Here is a 19,266-nt window from a genome sequence, read left to right as displayed (position 1 = left end):
GACGCGTATCCGGAGGAGCCGAAATGACACTTGGCCACACATGGCTCTCTTGCCCGTTTTGATGTGGTTGACGTTGCCCTCGACCTTCCCGAAGCTCCGTTCCAGGGTGAGGCCGGCGGTGCCGGCAGCGAGGTCCTGGCAGAGGAAGCCAGCGAAGGAGCGCACCGGTGCGGGGCTGCCAAGCAGAAGAGGCGGCTCGCCACGTGGTCCCCCCCGCAAGGTGCGGGGTGGCCGGTCAGGTCGCAGCGTCGAGGAGGTGGGCTCCGTTGTTGCGGACGTTGTTGACGGCTGTGGAGACGGGCCGGGCGTTGAGCCTGCCGTCTGCGGGCCGGGTGAGCAGGGCGTGGAGGTCGTCGGTGTCGTGGTGGTGGGGGTCGAGCCAGGTGTCGTAGTGGTCCGGGGTGAGGGCGAGTGGCATGCGGGGGTGTACGCGGCCGGCTTCGTCGGTGGCCTCGGTGGTGATGATCGTGCAGGTTGTCAGCCAGGCGTCGGGGTCGTCGTCGCTCGTGACGTCGGGGTTGCGCCAGTACTCGTACAGACCCGCCATGGCCATCACCTGACCGTCGGAAGGATGGATGACGTAGGGCTGCTTGCGGGTCTTGCCCGTCGCCTCGTCCTTCACCGGTTCCCAATTCATAGAACCCGTCGGCCGGCAGCAGGCAGCGGCGCTTGGCGAAGGCACGCCGGTACGCGGGCTTCTCGTGCACGGTCTCCACCCGGGCGTTGATCATCCGGGCGCCGACTCCCTCTGCCTGCCCTGGACCACCTGGCAGCACGGCGCGCACAGGGGGTTCTCTGGGGCGCCAGATGTAGTGCGGGACGTCGGTAGAGGCGTCTGCCCAGGTCAGCGCCGGTGTCTTCGACTTCTTGTCGTGCAACAGGTGTGTGGCGCCATCGCTGAAGCGAGCGGCAACCCGGGGCACGCCGTGTCCTCGACACCGGAAGCCGTGTGGCATCCGCCGGGCACCGGGGCGGGAGGCCGCGGAGGTGGCACCAGACCACCTCGGGGCGGCGGGAAGACGCGGGCCTGCCACAGTGGCGCAACCGCGGCGAGGACCATGCGGTGGAGGCGGAGCGCCGGGGCTGGCTCCAGGCCCCGCAGCAGATCCTCGTACTTCTCCCGTGTCGACTACAGCTCGGTGCCGACGGACCGTGGAGCCGGGTCTACGACCTGCTCCGTCGATGGCAGCGGAACGGCACCTGGCAGAGGATCCTCACCCAGCTCCAGTCCCTGGCCGACGCTGAGGGTGCGATCACATGGGGGCACTGCTTCTTGAGGCGCCGCCAGCCGATGATTGCGCAGCCGAGGGTGAGGATGGTCTGGTGGATGTCAGCGCGGATTTCCCAGCGGATGCGCAGTCGGCGGAAGCAGCGCGGAATCACGAAGGCCGCTTCGACGACCCAGCGGTTCTTGCCCAGGCCGCTTCCATGCTCGGTGCCGGGCCGAGCGATGAAACACGATCCCGCACATGGCTCTGCGCTGGTCAAGCCGTTTACCTCCGGGATAGCGATAGCGCCGCTTCACTACCGGCAGCAGCGGTTCAACTCGCCCCCACAGCCCGTCCTCGACCTCCCACGGCTTGTGCTTCATCGCCCCGGAAATCTGTCGCACACCCCCACACCCCGCCGATATCGATACGAGGAGATCGCAAGCTGACAGATAGTCATTCCCAGGAGCTCATGGTGTGAGGAGTCCTAAAGAGAGGGACGACCTGAGAGGTTGTTTCACCTGGCACGTTTCGCGAGATTCTTACAGCAGGTCAGGGCGGGTCCCATGGCCAGTCCTCGGCTCTGGCGGTCGTTGCGGAGCACCTACGGGATCTTGAGAACACGATCATCCCATGGCAGGCTCATGCCTCATGATCGATGAATTCGCGAAAGACACCCTGCACGGGAGACTGCGGCGGGACCGTGAGGCGCTGCTCTGGAAACTCGACGGCTTGTCCGAATACGACGCCCGCCGACCTTTGACAGCGACCGGGACCAACCTCCTCGGCCTGGTCAAACACGTGGCCACCGTCGAGGCCAGGTACTTCGGCGAGGTCTTCGACCGCCCTTCCCCGGAACCGCTGCCCCGGTGGCAGGACTCCGACGGCAGCGATCAGTGGGCGGCCGAGGACGAGACCCGCGATCAAATCATCGGGTTCTACCGGCGCACATGGGAACACTCGGACGCGACGATCAACGAGCTTCCCCTCGACGCCCCCGGCCACGTGCCGTGGTGGCCGGAGCCTTATCCCGACACGAACCTGTTCGCCATCATGGTCCATGTCCTCGGCGAGACCATCCGGCATGCCGGGCACGCCGACATCCTGCGCGAGGGCCTCGACGGCCGGACCGGGCTGCGCGCCGAACACGAGAAGCAGATCGACGAGGAAGCCCGCGCAGCTCACCGCGCGAAGATCGAGCAGGCCGCCAGGACGGCCGCATCGATCAAGGCTTAGTTCGACATACCAAGCAGCCTGACATCAGCTCCCCTTCCGGCGCTTGCGATTTCCGAGCACCCCGGCCACCCGCTATGCCCGCGTCACCCGATGTGGGCGTTCGGTCCACGCCTTCGTCGGACCTCGTCCAGCTCGGGCGCGTCCGGGTCGCGCGGCGGGCGCAGCGCGCCGGCGGCCGGGGTCGAGACGGTAAAGCTGTAGGGGCCGAGCAGGTTCAGGTTGCGGTGCTTGCCGCCGGTCTGGCGGGCGGTGTCGAGGACTCCGCCGCCGGAGCCCGGGCGTTCGGCCAGCACGTTCTTCAGGAGCAGGGCCACGGAGCTGTTCCGCCGCAAATGGAGGTGACGCCGCGACGCTGTCGGTGGGGCCATACCGGCGCGGCGGAGGCCGTGCGCCGGCACCGAGGCCACGATGGTCTGCTACGAGCCGCCTGACGACGGCCGCATCCCAGCGGCGGCAGGCACAGGACACCATGACCGAGGACCTGCAACGGCTGTGGGACACCCCCGCCGGGCCGGTCCTGGACGCGCCGGGCCATCTCGGGCCGCCCCCGGCAGGCGCCGACTGGCCGCAGGTGTGGTGGGCACCAGGTGGACTGCTGGGGCTGCTGCCCCTCCACGCTGCCGCCTACCGTGCCGACCCGCCGGCGCCCCCACCGGCGCCCCATCATGGACCGGGTCATCTCCTCCCACGCCTCCACCGTCCGCGCCGTGCGTTACGTCCGCCGGCACACCCGGGAACACAACCAGCACCCGGACACGATCACCCAGGGGGATCGTCGCGATGCCCACCGTCCCCGGCCTCCCTCGCACGGCCGGCTGTACCACGTCAGTTCCGAGGGCGAGATGGTGTGGCGTCATCTGCCCCGCACCGTACTGCTGCGCGCGTCCTGTGGGCCGCCCCACCTCCACGCCGGGGCCTGACAGAGGACGACAAGCAGTGCCCGGAGTGGACAGCCGTTCCCCGCGCCGGCGAGGGCGCCGCGTACGGCCCTCGGTCGTGCATGGACAGGTTCGTCAGCTCGTCGGTGACAACGTGAGTGGGGCGCCGCCCGCTCCTGCGCATGCACGCCTGATCCAGCCTCCCTACGCTGAAGGCATAGGTCTCGCTGTTCTGTCCGGCTCGACGGGAGCGAGAGAACATGGCCACAGAGGACTCGGCGCCCGCCGGACGACCCGTGGGTTTGAAGGCCAACGCCATTGGTTTCGTCGATGCCCTCGTCATCGGGCTCAACGCCACCTCTCCGGCCTACTCCCTCGCGGCCGTGATCGGCCCCGTCGTCGCCTTGGTCGGGATCTACGCACCCGGCGTCATGGTCGCGTCCTTCGTCCCGATGCTGCTCATCGCGTCTGCGTTCTACTACCTGAACAAGGTCGACCAGGACTGCGGCACCACCTTCTCCTGGGTGACGCGCGCCATGGGCCCGTGGGCCGGCTGGCTCGGCGGATGGGCCATCACGATGACCGGAGTCCTGGTCGTCGGCTCGCTCGCCGACGTGGCCGTCAGTTTCGCCCTGCTCGCCTTCGGCCTGGACGGCTGGGTGGACAACACCTTCGTCCGCCAGCTGCTCACCGTACTGCTCATCCTCGTCATGACGGCCGTGTGCGTCATCGGCACCGAGCTGTCGGCCAAGGTGCAGAACGTCCTCATCCTGGCCCAGGTCGCCTGCTTGCTGATCTTCGTGGGCGTGGCGCTCCACAGCGTCTACGGTGGCACGAGCAAGTACGCCGCTGTGGAGCCTGCCCTCAGCTGGCTGAATCCGTTCGGCGCCGGTGGTGCGGCGCTCACAAGCGGGCTGCTTCTCGGCGTCTTCATCTACTGGGGCTGGGAATCGGCGGTCAATCTCACCGAAGAGATCGAGGACTCCGCGACCGCCCCCGGCAAGGCCGGGCTCTGGTCGACCGTCATCCTGCTGGTGACCTACGTGTCCGTGGGATTCGCCGTCGTGGCGTACGCCGGTCCCACGTTCCTGGCCGAGAACGCGGACGACGAGGAGTTCGTCTTCGCCCGCCTCGCCACGGACGTCCTCGGCGGCTGGGACTGGATCCTTCTCCTGGCCGTCTCCACCTCCGCCATCGCCTCCACCCAGACGACGATCATCCCGGCCTCGCGTACGGCGCTGTCCATGGCCCGCCGCCGGGCGCTGCCCTCCCCGTACGGCCACATCAGCCCGCGCTTCCGCACCCCCGACGTGAGTACGTGGTGGGTCGCCGGCATCGCCATCGCCTGGTACCTCGCGGTGAGCCAGATCAGCTCCAACGCCCTCTTCGACTCGCTCACCGCGCTCTCTCTGCTCATCGCGTTCTACTACGCACTCACGGGAGTCGCCTGCGTCGTCTTCTACCGTCGCCACCTCTTCGCGAGCGTCCACAACCTCCTGTTCATCGGGCTGGGCCCGCTGGTCGGATCCGGACTGCTCGCGTGGCTCCTGGTGCGGTCGGTCACCGACATGGCCGATCCCGCCAACTCGTACAGCGGAATCTCGTGGTTCGGCCTCGGCCCCCCGCTCGTCATCGGTCTCGGCATCGCCCTCACCGGAGTGATCATCATGATCGCGTGGCGTCTGCGGGCTCCCGCGTTCTGGCGGGAGCGCCCGAGCGTGGCCGACCCCGCCCTGGTCCACTCCCACGGCGCGCGCGAGGAGTCCTGAGATGTCGGTCGTCCTGGGCTGCGACGAATCCCCCGGCGCCGCCCGGGCACCGCGCATCGCGGTCGAGGTGGCGGCGGCCTTCGACGAGCGGCTCGTGCTCGTCGACGGGGCAGCGGCCCCCGGCCCGGTCGGTGAGGAGTGGGCGTCCCCCTACCAGGCCGTCCGTCAGGCCGGCCGCGCCGGTCTGGAGCACGCGGTCACCGAGGCCGATCGTGCGGGTGTGCCGACCGTCCCCGAGGTGATCGACGACCAACCCGCCCCGGGCCTCATCGACGCGGCGACCCGCCACGCCGCGCGAATCACCCGCGAACCCGCCGTCCGTGCCCGTACCCCCGCCGCCGGCACTGACGCGGCCGGCCGGACGGACTCGGGCGGCGGCAACTGCGACAGGCCATGGCTCACGGGAGGATCCTCTCCCCGGCGGACGGGCACGGGCTAGGCATCCTCGGACGGCACACGGCACACGGCACACGGCACACGGCGCGCTTACCGCTCAGCCCCGCTGCGTCGACTCCCCCGGGACGAGTCGGCACGGCACCGTGATCGGTTCGGGTTCGGTGCCTGTCAGGCGGTCGATGAGGGCCGCCGCGCAGACCGAGCCGACCCGCCGGGGGTCCAGGCTGAGGGTGGTGAGGGCCGGCCGGGTGCCCGGTTCGGCCTCGTCCATGACGGTGACCATGAGGTCCCCCGGGATCGAGAGGCCAAGCTCCCGGGCCGCGGCCAACACCGCTTCGCCGTACGTGCGGTTGAGGGCGTGGACGGCGTCGGGGCGGGTGGCGAGAAGCCGGCGGGCGGCGTCGCGGGCGGGCTCGCCGGGGGCGGTGCGCTCGACGGCGGCCGGGAGGTGCCGGGCGGTGCACCACTCCGCGTAGGTCTGCTCGCTGTCGAGGGTGAACGAGTCGAGCTCGGATCCGCTGAGCAGCCCGATCCGCCGGGCGCCCGCGTCGTGCAGATGGTCCATCACCAGCCCGATGCCCGTGACGATGTCGCTCTGTACGTACGGGAGTTCGGCGTGCGACGGGTCGATCGGGCGGCCGTCGGTGACGACGGCGAGGCCGCGGCGCAGGGCCTCGTCGATGACGGGGTCACCGGCGATGGGGTCGACGACGATCAGGCCGTCCATCGGGATGCGGGTCCACAGGTCCGTACCGGGGCCGACGGGCACGACGACCAGGGCGTAGTCGCGGTCGACGGCCTCGACCATGGCGCCGGCGGTGAACGCCGCGTAGTAGGGCCGGTAGGTGCGCTCCCAGGGTTCGGAGCTCTGGTGTCCGGCGGCGAGGCCGATCACTCCCGTGCGGCCGGAGAGCAGGACCTGGGCGGCGGGGTTGGGGCGGTAGCCGAGCTCCTCGGCGACCTGCTGGACCCGCTCGCGGGTACGGGTGCTGACCTGGCCCTTGCCGTTGAGGGCGTGCGAGACCGTGGTGATGGACAGACCGGCCGCCCGGGCCACGTCCTTGATGCCGACGGTGCGTCCGCCTTCGACACCCCGCCCCGCCCCGGCCGTCCGGCCGGTGTCCTTGCGCCCGCCCATCGCCGGGACCTCCTCACCCTTGACTCCCAAAACCTTTTGGGTCAGCATACTCGACATTCCGCCACCCAAAAGGTTTTGGGAATCCCCTCCCCTCCCCGCCTAGCCCCCTTCTTCCTCCCTTCTCCGACCCCGGGAGCCCCCGTGCGCCGTCCCCTTCCCGCCCTGCTCCGATCCCCCGCCCGCGCCGCCGCCCTGCTCGCGGCCGCAGCCCTCACCCTCACCGCCTGTTCCTCCGGCCCCGGCGGTGACGCCACCAGTGCCGACACCAAGGCGCAGGGCAACCGTTACGGCGACTGCACGGTCAGCGGCAAGCGGGGCGAGCTGAAGCTGAAGACCGTCACCCCCGGCGCCCTCACCGTCGCCGGCGATCTGCCCTCCGCCGGATGGTGGAACGGCAACACCGTCGCCGACATCAAGAGCGGCTTCGAGTACTGCCTCGCCGCCGAGATCGCCCACCGCGCCGGTCTCGACACCCTCACCATCCGCAACGTCTCCTTCGACGCGATGGTCGCCGGCAAGGCACAGGGCTACGACCTCGCGCTCGCCGAGGTGTCCATCACCGACGCACGGCGCAAGGTGGTCGACTTCTCCACCCCGTACTTCGACTCCAACATCGGCGTCCTCGCCAAGCCGGGCTCCGTCACGTCCGCGAACATCCGCGGGTTGCGTCTCGGCGTCAAGCAGGCCACCTCCGGCGCGGCCTTCGTCAAGGACGAACTCAAGCCCGAGAAGCCGGTGTCCGTGTTCCCCGGCGACCCCGAGATGCTCGCCGCGCTCCAGTCCGGGCGCATCGACGCAGTTCTGACGGACACCGCGATCCTGCTCGGGCAGGCGGCGAAGTCCAAGGGCGCGTTCTCCGTCGTCGGCCAGTACGCGACCGGCGAGTCGTACGGCGCGATCCTGCCCAAGAACGGCCCCGACACCGCCGCCCTCGACGACCTCCTCGCCGCCCTGAAGCGCGACGGCACGCTCGACCGCCTCTCCCGCGAGCACCTCGCGAAGGCGTTCGGCGGCGACCCGGCCACCATCCCCGTCTGGAGCCTGTGATGAGCGCCGCCACCACCACCGCCAAGCCCCCCGTCACCGCTCCCCCGCCCTCCGTCCGGCTCCCGCGCACCCTGCCGCCGGCCGCGCTCGCCGTCGCCGTGCTCGTGTGCCTGGGCGCCGCCTGGACCGCCGCGGTCCTGTGGCAGGCCGCGCCCGCCGACGGCGCCTGGTCCTGGACGCTGCGCGCCGTGGCCGTCGCCGGCGGGCTCGGCGCGCTGGCGGTGCTGAAGCCGGCCGGTCAGGCGGTGCGTGCGGCCAACAGGGCCCGCAAGGCGGCCGTCGACCGCGCACGGCTCGCCGAGGCGCGCGCCGAGGCGGCCGACGCCCGCGAGTCGGCCTGGGTCACGGTGGGGGCGTCGGCAGCCGTGCTCCTGCTGACCTCGCTCACGCTCTTCCTGCTCGCCAACGACCACGCCGTCCAGGCCACGTTCTTCAGCCCCGAGGCGATCGCGTCGAGCGCCGCCGACGTCGCCCGCGCCTTCGGCACCAATGTGTTCATCGCCGTGGCCGCCGAGGTCCTGGTACTCGCCTGGGGTCTGCTGCTCGCCGTCGCCAAGCTGGCCCCCGGCCGCGCCGGGCGCCCGCTGCGGCTGCTGGCCACCGCGTACATCGATGTCTTCCGCGCCGTGCCGAGCATCGTCGTCATCTACCTCATCGGCTTCGGCCTGCCGCTCGCCGAGATCCCCGGACTGAGTGCCCTCACCCCCACCTGGGCGGCGATCCTCGCGCTCACACTCACCTACGGCGCGTACGTCGCCGAGGTGTACCGGTCCGGCATCGACTCCATCCACTGGAGCCAGACCGCGGCCGCCCGCTCGCTCGGTCTGTCCCACTCCCGCACGCTGCGGCACGTCGTCGTCCCGCAGGCGGTGCGCCGGGTCGTGCCGCCGCTGCTCAACGACTTCATCGGGCTGCAGAAGGACACCGCCCTGGTCACCGTCATCGGCACCATCGACGCCTTCAACCAGGCGCGGATCTACGCCTCCAACGACTTCAACCTCTCCTCCGTGACCGTCGTGGCCGCGCTCTTCGTCGTGATCACGATCCCGCAGACCCGGCTCGCCGACCGGCTGCTCGCCCGGTCCGGCACGGCTTCGAAGGGCGACTGAGACCCCATGGCATTTCTCGAGATCGAAGGCATACGGAAGTCCTACGGCGCCCACGAGGTGCTGCGGGGCCTGGATCTGACGATAAATCAGCACCAGGTGGTCACCCTCATCGGGGCTTCCGGCTGCGGCAAGTCCACCCTGCTGCGCTGCGTCAACGCCCTGGAGACCATCGACGCCGGACGGATCGTCCTCGACGGGGACCCGGTGTCCGGCCGCGGCGTCGACGTGGACGGGCTGCGCCGGGACGTCGGCATCGTCTTCCAGCACTACAACCTCTTCCCGCACATGGACGTCCTCCACAACATCACCCTCGCGCCGACCGTGCTCGGCGTCCTGGGCGAGGAGGAGGCCGAGGAACGGGCGATGGAGCTGCTGCGCCGGATCGGCCTCGCCGACAAGGCGAAGGCGCTGCCCGACCGGCTGTCGGGTGGACAGCAGCAGCGTGTCGCGATCGTCCGGGCGCTCGCGATGCGGCCCCGGCTGCTGCTCCTGGACGAGATCACCTCGGCGCTCGACCCCGAGCTGGTCGCCGAGGTCCTGAACATCGTGCGCGACCTCGCCGAGGACGGCATGACGATGCTCCTCGCCACCCACGAGATGGGCTTCGCGAAGGAGGTGGCGCACCAGGTGTGCTTCCTCCACCAGGGCACCGTCCTCGAACAGGGCCCACCGGAACAGATCTTCGGCGACCCCCGGGAAGAGCGCACCAAGGCGTTCCTGCGACGCATCGTGGAGGCGGGACGACTGTGACGCACCTGTCCGCACACCCTGTCCTGGTGGTCCAGCACGAGGCCGACACCGGTCCCGGCCTGGTCGGCGAGCGGCTCCGCGAGGCCGGGCTCGATCTGCGGGTCCACCACCCGTGGCGTGGCGAGGAGTTGCCCGCCGACCTGTCCGGCTGGGCGGGCATGCTCGTCCTCGGCGGCGCGCCCAACTGCGAGGACGACACGGCCGCACCCTGGCTGCCGCGCCTCAGGGAGCTGATGAGGGAGGCCGTCGACGCCCGCCTCCCGGTCCTCGGCATCTGCCTCGGCGGCCAGATCCTGGCACATGCCCTCGGCGGCCGGGTCGTCCGGCGCCCGCAGGGCCCCGAGGTCGGGGCCGTACCGCTGCGCCGGCTGCCCGCCGCCGACGCCGATCCGGTGCTCGGCGAGGTGCCCGAGGGGGCGCTCGCGGCCCAGTGGCACTGGGACGAGGCCGAGACGCTGCCCGTCGGCGCGGTGCCACTGCTGACCGGGGACGACTGCCCCTACCAGGCCTTCCGGGTCGGGCCCCGGGCGTGGGGCGTGCAGTTCCACCCGGAGGTCCTCGCGGACGTGATCGCCGACTGGGCGGAATCGGACGGGCCGGCCGTACGGGCGGCCGGCGGCGACCCGGACGGTGCCGTCACCTCCGTACGGGAGGCGGAGCCCGGGCTGCGCGCGGTCTGGGGCGCGATGGCCGGGGCGTGGGGCGCCGTCGTACGGGAGGCCGCGGAGGCGGAGGGCGTCCGTATCCCGGTGCCGGTGCCCGGCGCGCGCGAATGAGGGCGCGCCCGGGGGCGCGGGAATGACGGGACGGTCCGTGCGCAGCCGTTCGTGTGCGCACGGACCGCAGTCAGTCCGCGGTCTCGGTCCCCTTGAAGGGCCGGGCGTCGTCGTTCCAGACCTCGATCCAGTTCTCGTGCCGTCTTGAGGTCGTCGAGCGAGCAGAACACTCCCACGACGTCACGGACATAGGGCTGCCCGGCGGCTCTTGGCCTGACAGCCCCGTGCGCGTTCAGGACGGTTAGAGGTGCGCGTCCAGGGCGGCGTAGACCTTCCGCCAGGCGTCCGCGCCCGCCTGGGGGTCATAGTCGGCCGGGCGGTCCGCGCAGGCGAAGCCATGGACGGCGCCCGGGTAGCTCACCAGTTCGTGCGGCACCTTGGCCTCGGTCAGCCGCTGCTCGGCCTGCTCCCATTCCTCGGCCGGGATGATGTGGTCCAGCTCGCCCCGGAAGCCCAGCAGGAAGGCGCCGCCCTCGGCGATCCGCTCGCTGGTCTCCAGCGGGGGCACGGGGCCGACCAGCGGGAAGCCGCTGTTCAGCAGCCAACCCGGGTAGAACACCGCGGCCAGCTCGAAGCGCAGCTCGGTCGCCGCCCGCACCGCGATGTGGCCCCCCATGCTCAGCCCGAGGAAGGCCACGCCCCGCTCCCCTGCTTCGGCACGCGCCGCCGCCAGTGCCGCCGTGGCGTCGGCCACCAACTCGTCGCGGTCCAGCGCACGCATCAGCACCAGGCCGTCTTCGCGCTCCTCGGCCGAGTACCCGAGCTCGGTGCGGCGCGCGCTGCGCCAGTAGTAGTCGGGGGCCAGCGCGACGTAACCGGCCGCCGCCAATTCCGCGCAGGTGTCGCGGGCGTAGGCGTTGACTCCGTACAGCTCGGAGCAGACCACCACCGCACCCCGGACCTCACCCACCGGACGGTGTACGTACGCCTCGATGCCGCCCGGTTCGCCGAGCGTCTCCCACTGACCAGTCATCAGATTCCCCCACGCCTCGATTGCTCAATGCTGCCTGAATCATAGGCTCAAGCTCACCCATAGCCTGGTCACGGGATTCGGCTGACGCTTACGTGAAAGTCGCGCGGGGCGACGGCCGTTGGGGGCCGGAATCGCGGCGGAGGAGCTGGGACGGTCAGTCCCAGACCAGATTGAGGGAGCGCTCGAAGTCGGCGTATCCGGCGCGGGAGAAGGCTTGTGCCATGGGGACATTGCCGAGGTCCGTCGATGCCCTGATCCGGTCGACGCCCTCGGCGGCCAGGATGCGGGTGCCCTCGGCGAGGATCTCGTCGATGTAGCCGTTGCCGCGGTGTGCGGGCAGGACACCGATGTACGCGATGATCGGGTGGTAAGTGTTGCGGGCCGGGACTACGAAGCCCACCGGATCGCCACCGTCGGCCAGTTCGGCGATGCGCCACCACTTGTGCGGGCTCTTGAAGTTGGCGAACTCGCCGTCGTAGTGCCGTTCGGCCGCCTCGCGCGGGGTCAGACCGGATGTCAGGTCAGCCTGACCGTGGGCGTCGAGGGTGCCCTCCATGACCGGGGCCATCAGGGCGAGGAGGTCCTCGCGGTCGACCACCGGGCGGAAGACGAGACGTTCCCTGAGTTCCGGGAGCTGGGACGAGGGGGTCCACTGCAGCCGCAGTCGCTCGACCAGGAGCCGTGCGCCCGTGCTCTCCAGCACGCGCGTGCGGGATTCCACCACCTCGCGGGCTGCGGGGTCCTCATGCCAGTTGGGCGGGACGAAGCGGCCGTACTCCGGCAGCTTCGCGCCCGCCGGGAAGACGGCCGCCGTCGCCGTCTTGAACAGCCGCAGGCCGATCTCGTCGCGGTCGGCCCTGGACAGCGTGTCGTCGATGTCGAAGAAGTCGAACTGCAGCGGCATGTCACCGCCCGGGGTCGTCCACCAGGCGAGCCGGGCGAGGAGACGGTCGCCGTCCAGGGCCACCCAGGTCCACTCGGGGCGGCGGCATCCGTTGGCGAAGTCTTCGGGCAGTTCGTGGTCGAGGACGTAGGAGAGCCGGCAGAAGAGGTCGATCTCCTCCGGGCCGGTCAGAGGTCGATAGCTCATCGATGTCGGTATCAAGTCAACTCCTGGGAAAGGGTGGTGCGTTGGAGCCCCTCAGGTCCGTGCTGCTCAGGCACTCGGGGCGTCAGGGCAGAGGATGGCGAGGGCCACCCGCCGTTCAGGCCGACTCGAGGACCGGGCGGATTTCGAGCGCCTCCGGGGTGGGGAAGCCGCGGGCCAGCTCGATCGCCTCGGCGTGGTCGGCCACCTCCAGCACGAACCAGCCGCCGAGGGTCTCCTCGCCGCTGTGCACGGGCCCTTCGGTCACCGCCACGGATCCGTCCGCCGTCTTGCGCACGGTGACAGGGCCCTGGTGCTCGGTGTCGAGGGCGTCGCCGCCGGCCAGCTTGCCCGCTGCCGCGAGCTCGCCGATCCATGTCTCGTACGCCTTTCGGTAGGCGTCGCGGTCGGCCTGGATCCGGGCGCGTGACGCGTGCGTCTCGAAGATCACGAGGGCGTATTTCATGAGGTGTTCCTCTGTTCGGTGTTCCTGATGGTGCTGCCGGTTCTGGTGGAGGTCGGTTCGATGCGGGCCAGTGCGCCTGTCTCCAGGGCCGCCCACAGGGCGCCGTCCGGGCCCACCGTGATCCCGTGCGGCTCGGAGGCCGGGGTGGGCAGGTCGTGGACGGTGATCGTGCCGTCGGAGGTGATCGAGCCGACGCGGTTGCCGCCCCACTCGGTGAACCACGCGGTGCCGTCGGCGTCGGTGGTGACGGCGTGCGGCCTGGCCGTGCGGTCGGGCAGCGGGTACTCGGTGATCCGGCCGTCGGGTGCTCGGCGGCCGATCTGGCCGGCCGCGATCTCGGTGAACCAGACGCCGCCGTCCGGCCCCGCGGCGATACCCACCGGCGCGGCCGCCTCGGTGGGCAGCGCGTGGATCGTGATGCAGCCGTCCATGCCGATGCGGCCGATGGCGTTGGCCTGGTTCAACGTGAACCACATCGCGTCCTCGGCCGCGGCGATCGCCGAGGGGAACGCGCCGGTGCACGGCAGCGGGTACTCCGTGACCGACCCGTCGGTGGAGAGACGGCCGATGCGGTCGGCGGCGGTCTCGGTGAACCACAGCGCGCCGTCCGGCCCCGCGGCGATACCGAAGGGACCGCACCGCGCGGTCGGCAGCGCGAACTCCGTCACCTCGCCGGCCGTCGTGATCCGGCCGATCCGGTGCGCCCGGTACTCGGTGAACCACAGGGCACCGTCCGGCCCGTTGCTGATGACCGTCGGGCCGCTGTCCGGGGCGAGCTGATGACTGGTCGGCTCCTGCCCGGGGACGAGCCGGCCGATCTGGCCGCTGTGCACCATGGTGAACCACAACGCACCGTCCGGTCCCGTGGTGAGCGCGTACGGGCCGCTGTCGCGACCGGACACCGCGTGCTCCTCGACGGCCCGGGGCGTCACCGCTGCTCCAGACCTTCGGCGGCGGCGATGCGCGCGATGTCCTGCGGGGAACCGGACATGATGACGCGGGCGTGCGCCGTCACCAGCTCGACGGGCCAGTCCCACCAGGCGGCGCGCACGAGCCGTTCGATGTCGACGTCGTCGAAGCGCTGCCTGATCGTTCTGGCCGGGTTCCCGCCCACGACGGTGTACGGCGGGACGTCGGCGGTGACCACCGCACCGGCCGCGATCACCGCGCCGTCGCCGATCCGTACTCCCGGCATCACGGTGGCTCCGTATCCGAACCACACGTCGTTGCCGACCACGGTGTCCCCGCGGCTGGACATGCCGGTGACGATGTCGAGAGTCTGCTCGGCCCACTGGCCACCGAACATGGTGAAGGGGAAGGTGGACACTCCCATCGAAGGGTGGTCGGCGCCCGCCATCAAGAACCTGGTGCCCGTGGCGATCGCGCAGTACTTGCCGATGATCAGCCGTTCCGGGCCATAGGCGTACAGCACACTGCGCTGCACGAAGTCGGTCGCGCCGTCCGGGTCGTCGTAATAGGTGAAGTCACCTGCCACGACGTTGGTCCCGGCGACCAGTGGCTTGAGGAAGACGACTCGTTCGTGGGCAGGCAGCGGATGGAGGGTGGCCGGGTCAGGTGTCCGGCCGGCGCTCGGGACAGATGTCATGCGGGAATCACTCCGTGGGGGTTCGTGCGCGGCGGGCAGAGCCCTGGGTGGCGAGGATCCGGGCCGATGAGGCAAGCGCCTCCCGCGCGGTCCGTGTCTTTCGGGCCGTCAGCTGAATCGAGCGGGTCGATTCAGCAGTCTCGTACGGTTCATGTCGCCCACCTGCGGAAGGCGGCTCCGTGTTCGGTAACCAGCATGCGCAGCGAGCAGCACGGGAACAACGGCCGATCTTGTTAGGGTCGTTAACCCAGAGGTTCACGAATTCAAGGGCCACGAGGGGACCGGGACGGGATGGAACTGCGGGACATAGAGATCTTCCTGACGCTCGCGGAGGAGCTCCACTTCGGCCGCAGCGCCGAACGCCTGCATGTCTCCCCAGCCCGTGTCAGCCAGGCGATCAAGAAGCAGGAACGCGTCATCGGCGCTCAGCTCTTCGAGCGGACCAGCCGCCACGTGCGGATGACCCCCGTCGGAGAGGTGCTGCTCCGGCGGCTGAAGCCGGCATACGAGGGCATCCAGGAAGCCATCGCCGAGGTGACCACCATCGCCCGCCACTCGGCCGGCACACTGACGCTGGGGGTCATGGGGGCACAGATGCACGACATGCGCCCGGTTCTGAGCCACTTCCGCGCCCGGCACCCGTCCGTCGAACTCCGCTTCAAGGAAGTGTTCTTCAGCGATCCGTTCGGAGCCCTGCGGGCCGGTGAGGTCGATGCGGTCACCACCTGGCTGCCGGTTCGCGAGCCGGACCTGACCGTCGGCGTGGTGCTGCGCGAGGAACCGCTCCACCTGATGGTGGCCGGGGACCACCCGCTCGCCCGGCGGAAGTCGGTGAGCATGGAGGTGCTCGGCGACCACGTCGTACCGCGACTGGCCGGCCCTCTTCCCGCCTACTGGGAAAGCGCCGTCCTGCCGGCCCGCACACCGGCTGGCCGCCCCGTCCGCCGCGGCCCGGCCGCCTCCACCTTCTACGAGATCCTCGCCCTCGTCGCGGCAGGCGACGCGGTGTGCACCGTCCCCGACGAGGGACGGCGCTACCACGCGCAACCCGACGTCGCCTTCCTCCCCCTCCACGATGCCCCGCCCGTCCAGTGGGCCCTCATCTGGCGCACCGACCGCGCGACCCCACTGGTACGCGCACTCGCCGAGGCGGCGACGGACTGCGGAGACCCGACGGGGCGCCAGGGAGGCGGTCAGCCGGTCGGCAGGCCCAGCCCGTAGTAGGTGACGTCGTAGCCGTCCACGTACCCCGCTTCGCCGCCGACGATCAAGTCGGTGGGATCGCTCGCGCCCGCCGCCCTGGCCGTGGCCACGAGCATCTCGGCGAGGGCGTGGCCCTTCGGCTCGCCGGGGCCGCCCGCGTCCACACGCCAGACCGGATCGTCGTCGCCGAAGACCGACGCCGTGTGCGGGAATTCGGCGACCGTGCCCCAGCCGAGTGCGGCCGGATCGACGTCGTCCGGGGCGAAGCAGGCGATCGAGAGCCGGTCGCCGCACACCACGTCGAAAAGAAGGGGCGCACTTCGGCCGTTGCGCCCGTAGAACGGCATCCCGATCCGGACCCCCAGGGCGGTGGTCTCGGCAGGCAGCGCTCCCAGGAACCCTCCCAGCGACCGGGTGACGGTTTCCCAGCTACGGGCGGTCCACCCGCCCGGGAATCCGAGGCCGACGTTGGCCCGATCACGGTTGCTGCCGAAAAAGCCGCTGATCGCGTGCTCCTCGCCAACGCCTTGGCGCCAGAACCAGTTCTCCGCGGGGTCGGTGGGCTGCAGGACCAGCTCCGGCCCCGACTTCCCGGCACGCAGTTCCAGCGTGTCCGGCCTGCCGCGCCAGCGCAGGAAGGGAGCGCCCCAGAGCGGCTCGCTGTCGTAGAACGGGCCCATGTCACCGTGCGAGCCCATGATGGACGGCTTGCCCAGTGCGGCGGTCACTTCTTCCTTCGCAGCGCGGAAGGCCGCCGCCTGCGCTGCGGCGTCCGGTGCGGGATCCGCTACGGGGACCGCGAGCTCCACGTACGACTCGCCGTCGACGTAACGCTTCTCGTAATCGCCGACCGGGCGCAGGCGAGCATCGCCCGAGGGCCGACCAGTGATCAACACAGGAGCGTCCGACGTGCCGCCCCAAGCCCACCCCAGCTCGGCCGCAAGAACCCTCACGCCCTCCGGCGTCCAGCCGCCGGTGTCTGCCGCGACGAGTCGCCGGGCGAGCTCCCCGATGGATTCCTGTGCCGTGCTTCCCTGTTGTGCGTTCATCGGGCCATCGTGCCGTATCCCAGGCTGGATCCCTGCAGGGGTGCGCACCGGCAGCCCCCTGCACAGGCGACGGCTCACCTCCTGCAGATGGTCGGCAGCAGGCGCAGGACTTCCGGGCTGTCCTCTTCACCCATCGAGCCCTCTCAGCCGCGGGTGAAATTGGGCCGGCTACCTCAGGAACCGGGCAGTCGCGGTCTCTGCTTCCGCGGTCGCCATCGCTTCGGCGATCGTGCGTGACTCGTCGGCGCCGCTGGCGGCCCGGGTCCCGACACAGGACGAGCGGATCAGGCGGCGCGCCTGTCCGAGTCCATGCCGGCGGTCAACAGGCCGCAGGTGACCACGGCCGCCACCGCGGGGACCATCAGCCGACGGCGCGGACGTGTCCTGCCGCACCGGTCCGCCAGGTTGCCGAAGGCGACGGCCCCGACGATGCCGGCGAGGATCACCCGAGCGGCCTTCGCGCCTGACTCCGCCGTGGACAGGCCGTAGGCGCGGCCCAGGTAGCCGGGAAGCCAGGAGTACAGGGCGGACAGCACGATCAGGTTGAGCGCCCCGCCCAGGTAGCACCAGGCGGCGGTCCGGGACCGGAACAGCTCACCGAAGGTCGCGCGCAGTCCGAGGGGCGCGGCCGGAGCGGAGGCCGCAGGAGCCGCTTCGCTCCGGTCCGCCGCTGCGGGCATGCGGTAGTCGCGAACCACCAGGAAAAGCAGTGCCGGCAGCAACCCGGGCACACCGAAGGCGCCCGGGGTCACCCGCCAGCCCCATCGCTCGGCCATCGCGCCACCGACGACCACTCCCAGTACTGATCCCAGCGGACCGGCCGCCATCACCAGGCTGAGCACCGTCGCCCGCAGCCTCTGAGGGAAGTAGCTGGACACCAGAGCGCCGCCGGCCGGTGCGAACCGGATTCGCCCACCCCGAGCGGGCCCCGGGCCACGAAGAGCTGCGCGTCGTCCTTCTCCCGCTGGTTCCGCGAAGAGTTCGGCGCCAGCCCCACGGCGTGGCGCGCGGCCCAGCGACGCGAGTCCAGCTGACCTGCGTCAGCACTCTTCGCGGGCCGGCACGTGCGGCTGCAAGGAAGCGGGCATCAGCGCGAAGCGGCAAGCGCGCAGGGGAAGGCGTCTCCCAAAGCCCCCGGAGAGCGTGTGGAACCACCACGGCCTCACGCTCCACGAGCGGGCGGCCCCGTCAACACCTCGAGCGGCGCTCGTTGAACCCTCCCACTCCGTTGAGCTCCGGATCGCATGAGGTCCGACCGCTCCCTGAAACCGGTGTCGCAAACGGAAGCCGTCCGAGATCATGCAGCCGTGTCCCAAGACGAGTCAGGACGTTACCGAGCAGGGCAGACCGCTTTGCTCGCCCCCGTGGCAGAAGCCGAACCGCTGGTCGAGCACTGGCGTCGGCGATTCGACGCCTCCGCGGCGGCCGGGATTCCCGCCCACGTGACGGTGCTCTTCCCGTTCCTCGACATTGATCTCATCAGTGCCGAGGTCATCGGCGATCTCACGGCCCTGATCGCCGGGCACGGCCCTTTCACGGTCCGGTTCGACGAGTGCGGACGCTTCCCCGACGTGCTTTACCTGGCGCCGACCCCAGACCAGCCGTTTCGCGCGCTGACCGAGTCCATCGCCGCGCGATGGCAGGAGGCGCCGCCCTACGGGGGACAGTTCGCCGAGATCATCCCGCACCTGACCGTCGCCCACGAGCAGCCACCCCGAGTCCTCGACGAGGTGGAGGCCGCGCTGGCCACCCGACTTCCCGTCCTCGCGACGATCTCGTCGGTCGGCCTGTTCGTGAGTGACGGTCACAGCTGGAGGCGCCACGCGGAGTTCCCGATGCGCGGCGCGTCGAGCAACACGTCACCCCGTCAGCCTGGCAGCCGCTCAATCCACAGCTCTTGACAGTTGCTCCACCAGGGGGGCGTGCGAGACGGACGGAGCGCGGATCGCGGCGATCAAGCCGGCCTCGTCGCGTGCGTGAACTGGAGACGGCCGGGATCACCAGGGGCTACCGCGCGGACGTCGGTGCCCCAGCTCCGGGATACGGGTTCGAGGTCCTGCTCTTCGCGACAGCCCCGCCGTGCTGGCGACGCACGGCGGGGCGGAGGTGCGATACCGGTCGTTTGCCGACGATCAGGCGAGCGTCGTGACGACGTCGACGGGGCTGATCAGGGTGTCGCGGATGGGCGAGCGGTTCTCGACGAGGGCGACGAGTTCCTCGATCTGCTCGCGCGGGATGTCCGGCGCGTCGACGTGGAGGCGGACGCGGACCTGCTGCAGACCGGGGCGGATGGTGGGGTCGATGCCGAGGATCGCTCTTCGGCCACCGTCTCTACCAGCGGCCGACCCTCCACGGCCGCCTGCACTGGGCGTCGACCGAGACGGCGACCGAGTACGCCGGACACATCGAAGGTGCTCTCGCCGCCGGAGAACGCGCGGCGCGGGCCGTCCTCGCAGCGCCCGCCGACGCGAACGACACCGCTCTGGGCGCCACCGCCCCCAGCAGGTAGGCCACCGGCCCGACGCCCGAAGCGGCCGTGGATCGGCGCGCGGGTTCCGTACGGCTCACCGCATGC

Annotated in this window: 20 protein-coding genes and 2 pseudogenes; 11 read left to right on the top strand and 11 right to left on the bottom strand. The window is 70.8% G+C overall.

The window, feature by feature from the left end; genetic code table 11:
* Positions 1-235: 235 nt before the first annotated feature.
* A pseudogene (locus tag ACN9M0_RS38595) lies at positions 236-848 on the bottom strand (SOS response-associated peptidase).
* A gap of 316 nt (positions 849-1,164) precedes the next feature.
* Positions 1,165-1,488: a hypothetical protein gene (locus tag ACN9M0_RS38590; protein ID WP_426405182.1), complete on the bottom strand. Its 324-nt coding sequence runs from the start codon at positions 1,486-1,488 to the stop codon at positions 1,165-1,167.
* Positions 1,489-1,859: 371 nt separating this feature from the next.
* Here ACN9M0_RS38590 and ACN9M0_RS38585 point away from each other — a divergent pair, with 371 nt between their 5' ends.
* Positions 1,860-2,444, top strand: a complete 585-nt coding sequence (locus tag ACN9M0_RS38585) for a DinB family protein (protein WP_426405181.1) — start codon at positions 1,860-1,862, stop codon at positions 2,442-2,444.
* A gap of 83 nt (positions 2,445-2,527) precedes the next feature.
* On the opposite strand, the gene ACN9M0_RS38580 is transcribed toward ACN9M0_RS38585, so the two are convergent.
* The gene (locus tag ACN9M0_RS38580; RefSeq protein WP_426405408.1) at positions 2,528-2,758 is read right to left on the bottom strand and encodes a hypothetical protein; all 231 of its coding nucleotides are present in this window, start codon (positions 2,756-2,758) and stop codon (positions 2,528-2,530) included.
* Positions 2,759-3,073: 315 nt separating this feature from the next.
* On the opposite strand from ACN9M0_RS38580, the gene ACN9M0_RS38575 reads away from it, so the two are divergent.
* From ACN9M0_RS38575 to ACN9M0_RS38565, 3 genes are all read left to right on the top strand, one after another.
* The gene (locus ACN9M0_RS38575) at positions 3,074-3,364 is read left to right on the top strand and encodes a hypothetical protein (protein WP_426405180.1); all 291 of its coding nucleotides are present in this window, start codon (positions 3,074-3,076) and stop codon (positions 3,362-3,364) included.
* A 218-nt stretch (positions 3,365-3,582) separates the two neighbouring features.
* The gene (locus tag ACN9M0_RS38570; RefSeq protein WP_399694770.1) at positions 3,583-5,091 is read left to right on the top strand and encodes an APC family permease; all 1,509 of its coding nucleotides are present in this window, start codon (positions 3,583-3,585) and stop codon (positions 5,089-5,091) included.
* Between the two features lies 1 nt (position 5,092).
* Positions 5,093-5,530, top strand: a complete 438-nt coding sequence (locus tag ACN9M0_RS38565) for a universal stress protein (protein WP_426405179.1) — start codon at positions 5,093-5,095, stop codon at positions 5,528-5,530.
* A gap of 54 nt (positions 5,531-5,584) precedes the next feature.
* Here ACN9M0_RS38565 and ACN9M0_RS38560 read toward each other — a convergent pair whose 3' ends face one another.
* On the bottom strand, positions 5,585-6,625 hold the full coding sequence (locus ACN9M0_RS38560) for a LacI family DNA-binding transcriptional regulator (protein WP_366042774.1): 1,041 nt from the start codon (positions 6,623-6,625) through the stop codon (positions 5,585-5,587).
* A 141-nt stretch (positions 6,626-6,766) separates the two neighbouring features.
* Here ACN9M0_RS38560 and ACN9M0_RS38555 point away from each other — a divergent pair, with 141 nt between their 5' ends.
* The 4 genes from ACN9M0_RS38555 to ACN9M0_RS38540 are packed head-to-tail and all read left to right on the top strand — an operon-like array spanning position 6,767 to position 10,307.
* Positions 6,767-7,672: an ABC transporter substrate-binding protein gene (locus ACN9M0_RS38555; RefSeq protein ID WP_366042775.1), complete on the top strand. Its 906-nt coding sequence runs from the start codon at positions 6,767-6,769 to the stop codon at positions 7,670-7,672.
* Positions 7,672-8,781 carry an amino acid ABC transporter permease gene (locus tag ACN9M0_RS38550; protein WP_426405178.1) on the top strand — a complete coding sequence of 370 codons (1,110 nt, stop codon included), beginning with the start codon at positions 7,672-7,674 and terminating at the stop codon, positions 8,779-8,781. The genes ACN9M0_RS38555 and ACN9M0_RS38550 overlap by 1 nt, the downstream gene beginning before the upstream one ends.
* A gap of 6 nt (positions 8,782-8,787) precedes the next feature.
* Positions 8,788-9,531, top strand: a complete 744-nt coding sequence (locus tag ACN9M0_RS38545; protein WP_399694779.1) for an amino acid ABC transporter ATP-binding protein — start codon at positions 8,788-8,790, stop codon at positions 9,529-9,531.
* Positions 9,532-9,557: 26 nt separating this feature from the next.
* Positions 9,558-10,307, top strand: a complete 750-nt coding sequence (locus ACN9M0_RS38540; protein ID WP_399694781.1) for a type 1 glutamine amidotransferase — start codon at positions 9,558-9,560, stop codon at positions 10,305-10,307.
* 241 nt (positions 10,308-10,548) lie between these two features.
* Here ACN9M0_RS38540 and ACN9M0_RS38535 read toward each other — a convergent pair whose 3' ends face one another.
* The 5 genes from ACN9M0_RS38535 to ACN9M0_RS38515 all read right to left on the bottom strand — a co-directional run bounded on the left by ACN9M0_RS38535 (position 10,549) and on the right by ACN9M0_RS38515 (position 14,439).
* The gene (locus tag ACN9M0_RS38535; protein WP_399694784.1) at positions 10,549-11,280 is read right to left on the bottom strand and encodes a dienelactone hydrolase family protein; all 732 of its coding nucleotides are present in this window, start codon (positions 11,278-11,280) and stop codon (positions 10,549-10,551) included.
* Between the two features lie 154 nt (positions 11,281-11,434).
* The gene (locus ACN9M0_RS38530) at positions 11,435-12,370 is read right to left on the bottom strand and encodes a GNAT family N-acetyltransferase (protein ID WP_366042718.1); all 936 of its coding nucleotides are present in this window, start codon (positions 12,368-12,370) and stop codon (positions 11,435-11,437) included.
* A 115-nt stretch (positions 12,371-12,485) separates the two neighbouring features.
* Positions 12,486-12,833, bottom strand: a complete 348-nt coding sequence (locus ACN9M0_RS38525) for a YciI family protein (RefSeq protein ID WP_389674950.1) — start codon at positions 12,831-12,833, stop codon at positions 12,486-12,488.
* Complete coding sequence (locus ACN9M0_RS38520; RefSeq protein ID WP_399694787.1) at positions 12,830-13,765, bottom strand: virginiamycin B lyase family protein; 936 nt, start codon at positions 13,763-13,765, stop codon at positions 12,830-12,832. Before ACN9M0_RS38520 ends, ACN9M0_RS38525 begins: the two co-directional genes overlap by 4 nt.
* A complete protein-coding gene (locus tag ACN9M0_RS38515; RefSeq protein WP_399694789.1) occupies positions 13,762-14,439 on the bottom strand; it encodes a CatB-related O-acetyltransferase in 678 nt (225 codons plus the stop codon). The genes ACN9M0_RS38520 and ACN9M0_RS38515 overlap by 4 nt, the downstream gene beginning before the upstream one ends.
* A 291-nt stretch (positions 14,440-14,730) precedes the next feature.
* Between ACN9M0_RS38515 and ACN9M0_RS38510 the strand changes: the two genes are divergently transcribed.
* Positions 14,731-15,660: a LysR family transcriptional regulator gene (locus tag ACN9M0_RS38510; RefSeq protein ID WP_426405177.1), complete on the top strand. Its 930-nt coding sequence runs from the start codon at positions 14,731-14,733 to the stop codon at positions 15,658-15,660.
* Here the strand turns inward: ACN9M0_RS38510 and ACN9M0_RS38505 are convergent.
* Both ACN9M0_RS38505 and ACN9M0_RS38500 read right to left on the bottom strand, forming a co-directional pair.
* Entirely contained in the window at positions 15,633-16,691 is a 1,059-nt protein-coding gene (locus ACN9M0_RS38505; protein ID WP_426405176.1) for a hypothetical protein, read from the bottom strand. The two genes, ACN9M0_RS38510 and ACN9M0_RS38505, sit on opposite strands and share 28 nt — an antisense overlap.
* A 284-nt stretch (positions 16,692-16,975) precedes the next feature.
* Positions 16,976-17,599 (bottom strand): MFS transporter, encoded by a 624-nt coding sequence (locus ACN9M0_RS38500; RefSeq protein WP_426405396.1) that lies wholly within the window; start codon positions 17,597-17,599, stop codon positions 16,976-16,978.
* Between the two features lie 456 nt (positions 17,600-18,055).
* Here ACN9M0_RS38500 and ACN9M0_RS38495 point away from each other — a divergent pair, with 456 nt between their 5' ends.
* Both ACN9M0_RS38495 and ACN9M0_RS38490 read left to right on the top strand, forming a co-directional pair.
* On the top strand, positions 18,056-18,592 hold the full coding sequence (locus tag ACN9M0_RS38495) for a 2'-5' RNA ligase family protein (RefSeq protein WP_426405175.1): 537 nt from the start codon (positions 18,056-18,058) through the stop codon (positions 18,590-18,592).
* Positions 18,593-19,023: 431 nt separating this feature from the next.
* A pseudogene (locus ACN9M0_RS38490) lies at positions 19,024-19,200 on the top strand (FAD-dependent oxidoreductase); the annotation flags it as partial.
* Positions 19,201-19,266 lie beyond the last annotated feature (66 nt).

The organism is Streptomyces sp. R-07 (assembly GCF_049913175.1).
GTDB lineage: Bacteria > Actinomycetota > Actinomycetes > Streptomycetales > Streptomycetaceae > Streptomyces.
The sequence above is the reverse complement of the archived record's forward strand: the minus strand, read 5'-3'. Positions and strand labels throughout refer to the sequence as shown.

Excerpts from the sequence above, each read along its gene's own strand:
- ACN9M0_RS38585 (WP_426405181.1), top strand. The coding sequence starts at position 1,860 with ATGATCGATGAATTCGCGAAAGACACCCTGCACGGGAGACTGCGGCGG.
- ACN9M0_RS38570 (WP_399694770.1), top strand. The coding sequence starts at position 3,583 with ATGGCCACAGAGGACTCGGCGCCCGCCGGACGACCCGTGGGTTTGAAG.
- ACN9M0_RS38565 (WP_426405179.1), top strand. The coding sequence starts at position 5,093 with ATGTCGGTCGTCCTGGGCTGCGACGAATCCCCCGGCGCCGCCCGGGCA.
- ACN9M0_RS38560 (WP_366042774.1), bottom strand. The coding sequence starts at position 6,625 with ATGGGCGGGCGCAAGGACACCGGCCGGACGGCCGGGGCGGGGCGGGGT.
- ACN9M0_RS38550 (WP_426405178.1), top strand. The coding sequence starts at position 7,672 with ATGAGCGCCGCCACCACCACCGCCAAGCCCCCCGTCACCGCTCCCCCG.
- ACN9M0_RS38545 (WP_399694779.1), top strand. The coding sequence starts at position 8,788 with ATGGCATTTCTCGAGATCGAAGGCATACGGAAGTCCTACGGCGCCCAC.
- ACN9M0_RS38535 (WP_399694784.1), bottom strand. The coding sequence starts at position 11,280 with ATGACTGGTCAGTGGGAGACGCTCGGCGAACCGGGCGGCATCGAGGCG.
- ACN9M0_RS38530 (WP_366042718.1), bottom strand. The coding sequence starts at position 12,370 with ATGAGCTATCGACCTCTGACCGGCCCGGAGGAGATCGACCTCTTCTGC.
- ACN9M0_RS38525 (WP_389674950.1), bottom strand. The coding sequence starts at position 12,833 with ATGAAATACGCCCTCGTGATCTTCGAGACGCACGCGTCACGCGCCCGG.
- ACN9M0_RS38515 (WP_399694789.1), bottom strand. The coding sequence starts at position 14,439 with ATGACATCTGTCCCGAGCGCCGGCCGGACACCTGACCCGGCCACCCTC.
- ACN9M0_RS38510 (WP_426405177.1), top strand. The coding sequence starts at position 14,731 with ATGGAACTGCGGGACATAGAGATCTTCCTGACGCTCGCGGAGGAGCTC.
- ACN9M0_RS38505 (WP_426405176.1), bottom strand. The coding sequence starts at position 16,691 with ATGAACGCACAACAGGGAAGCACGGCACAGGAATCCATCGGGGAGCTC.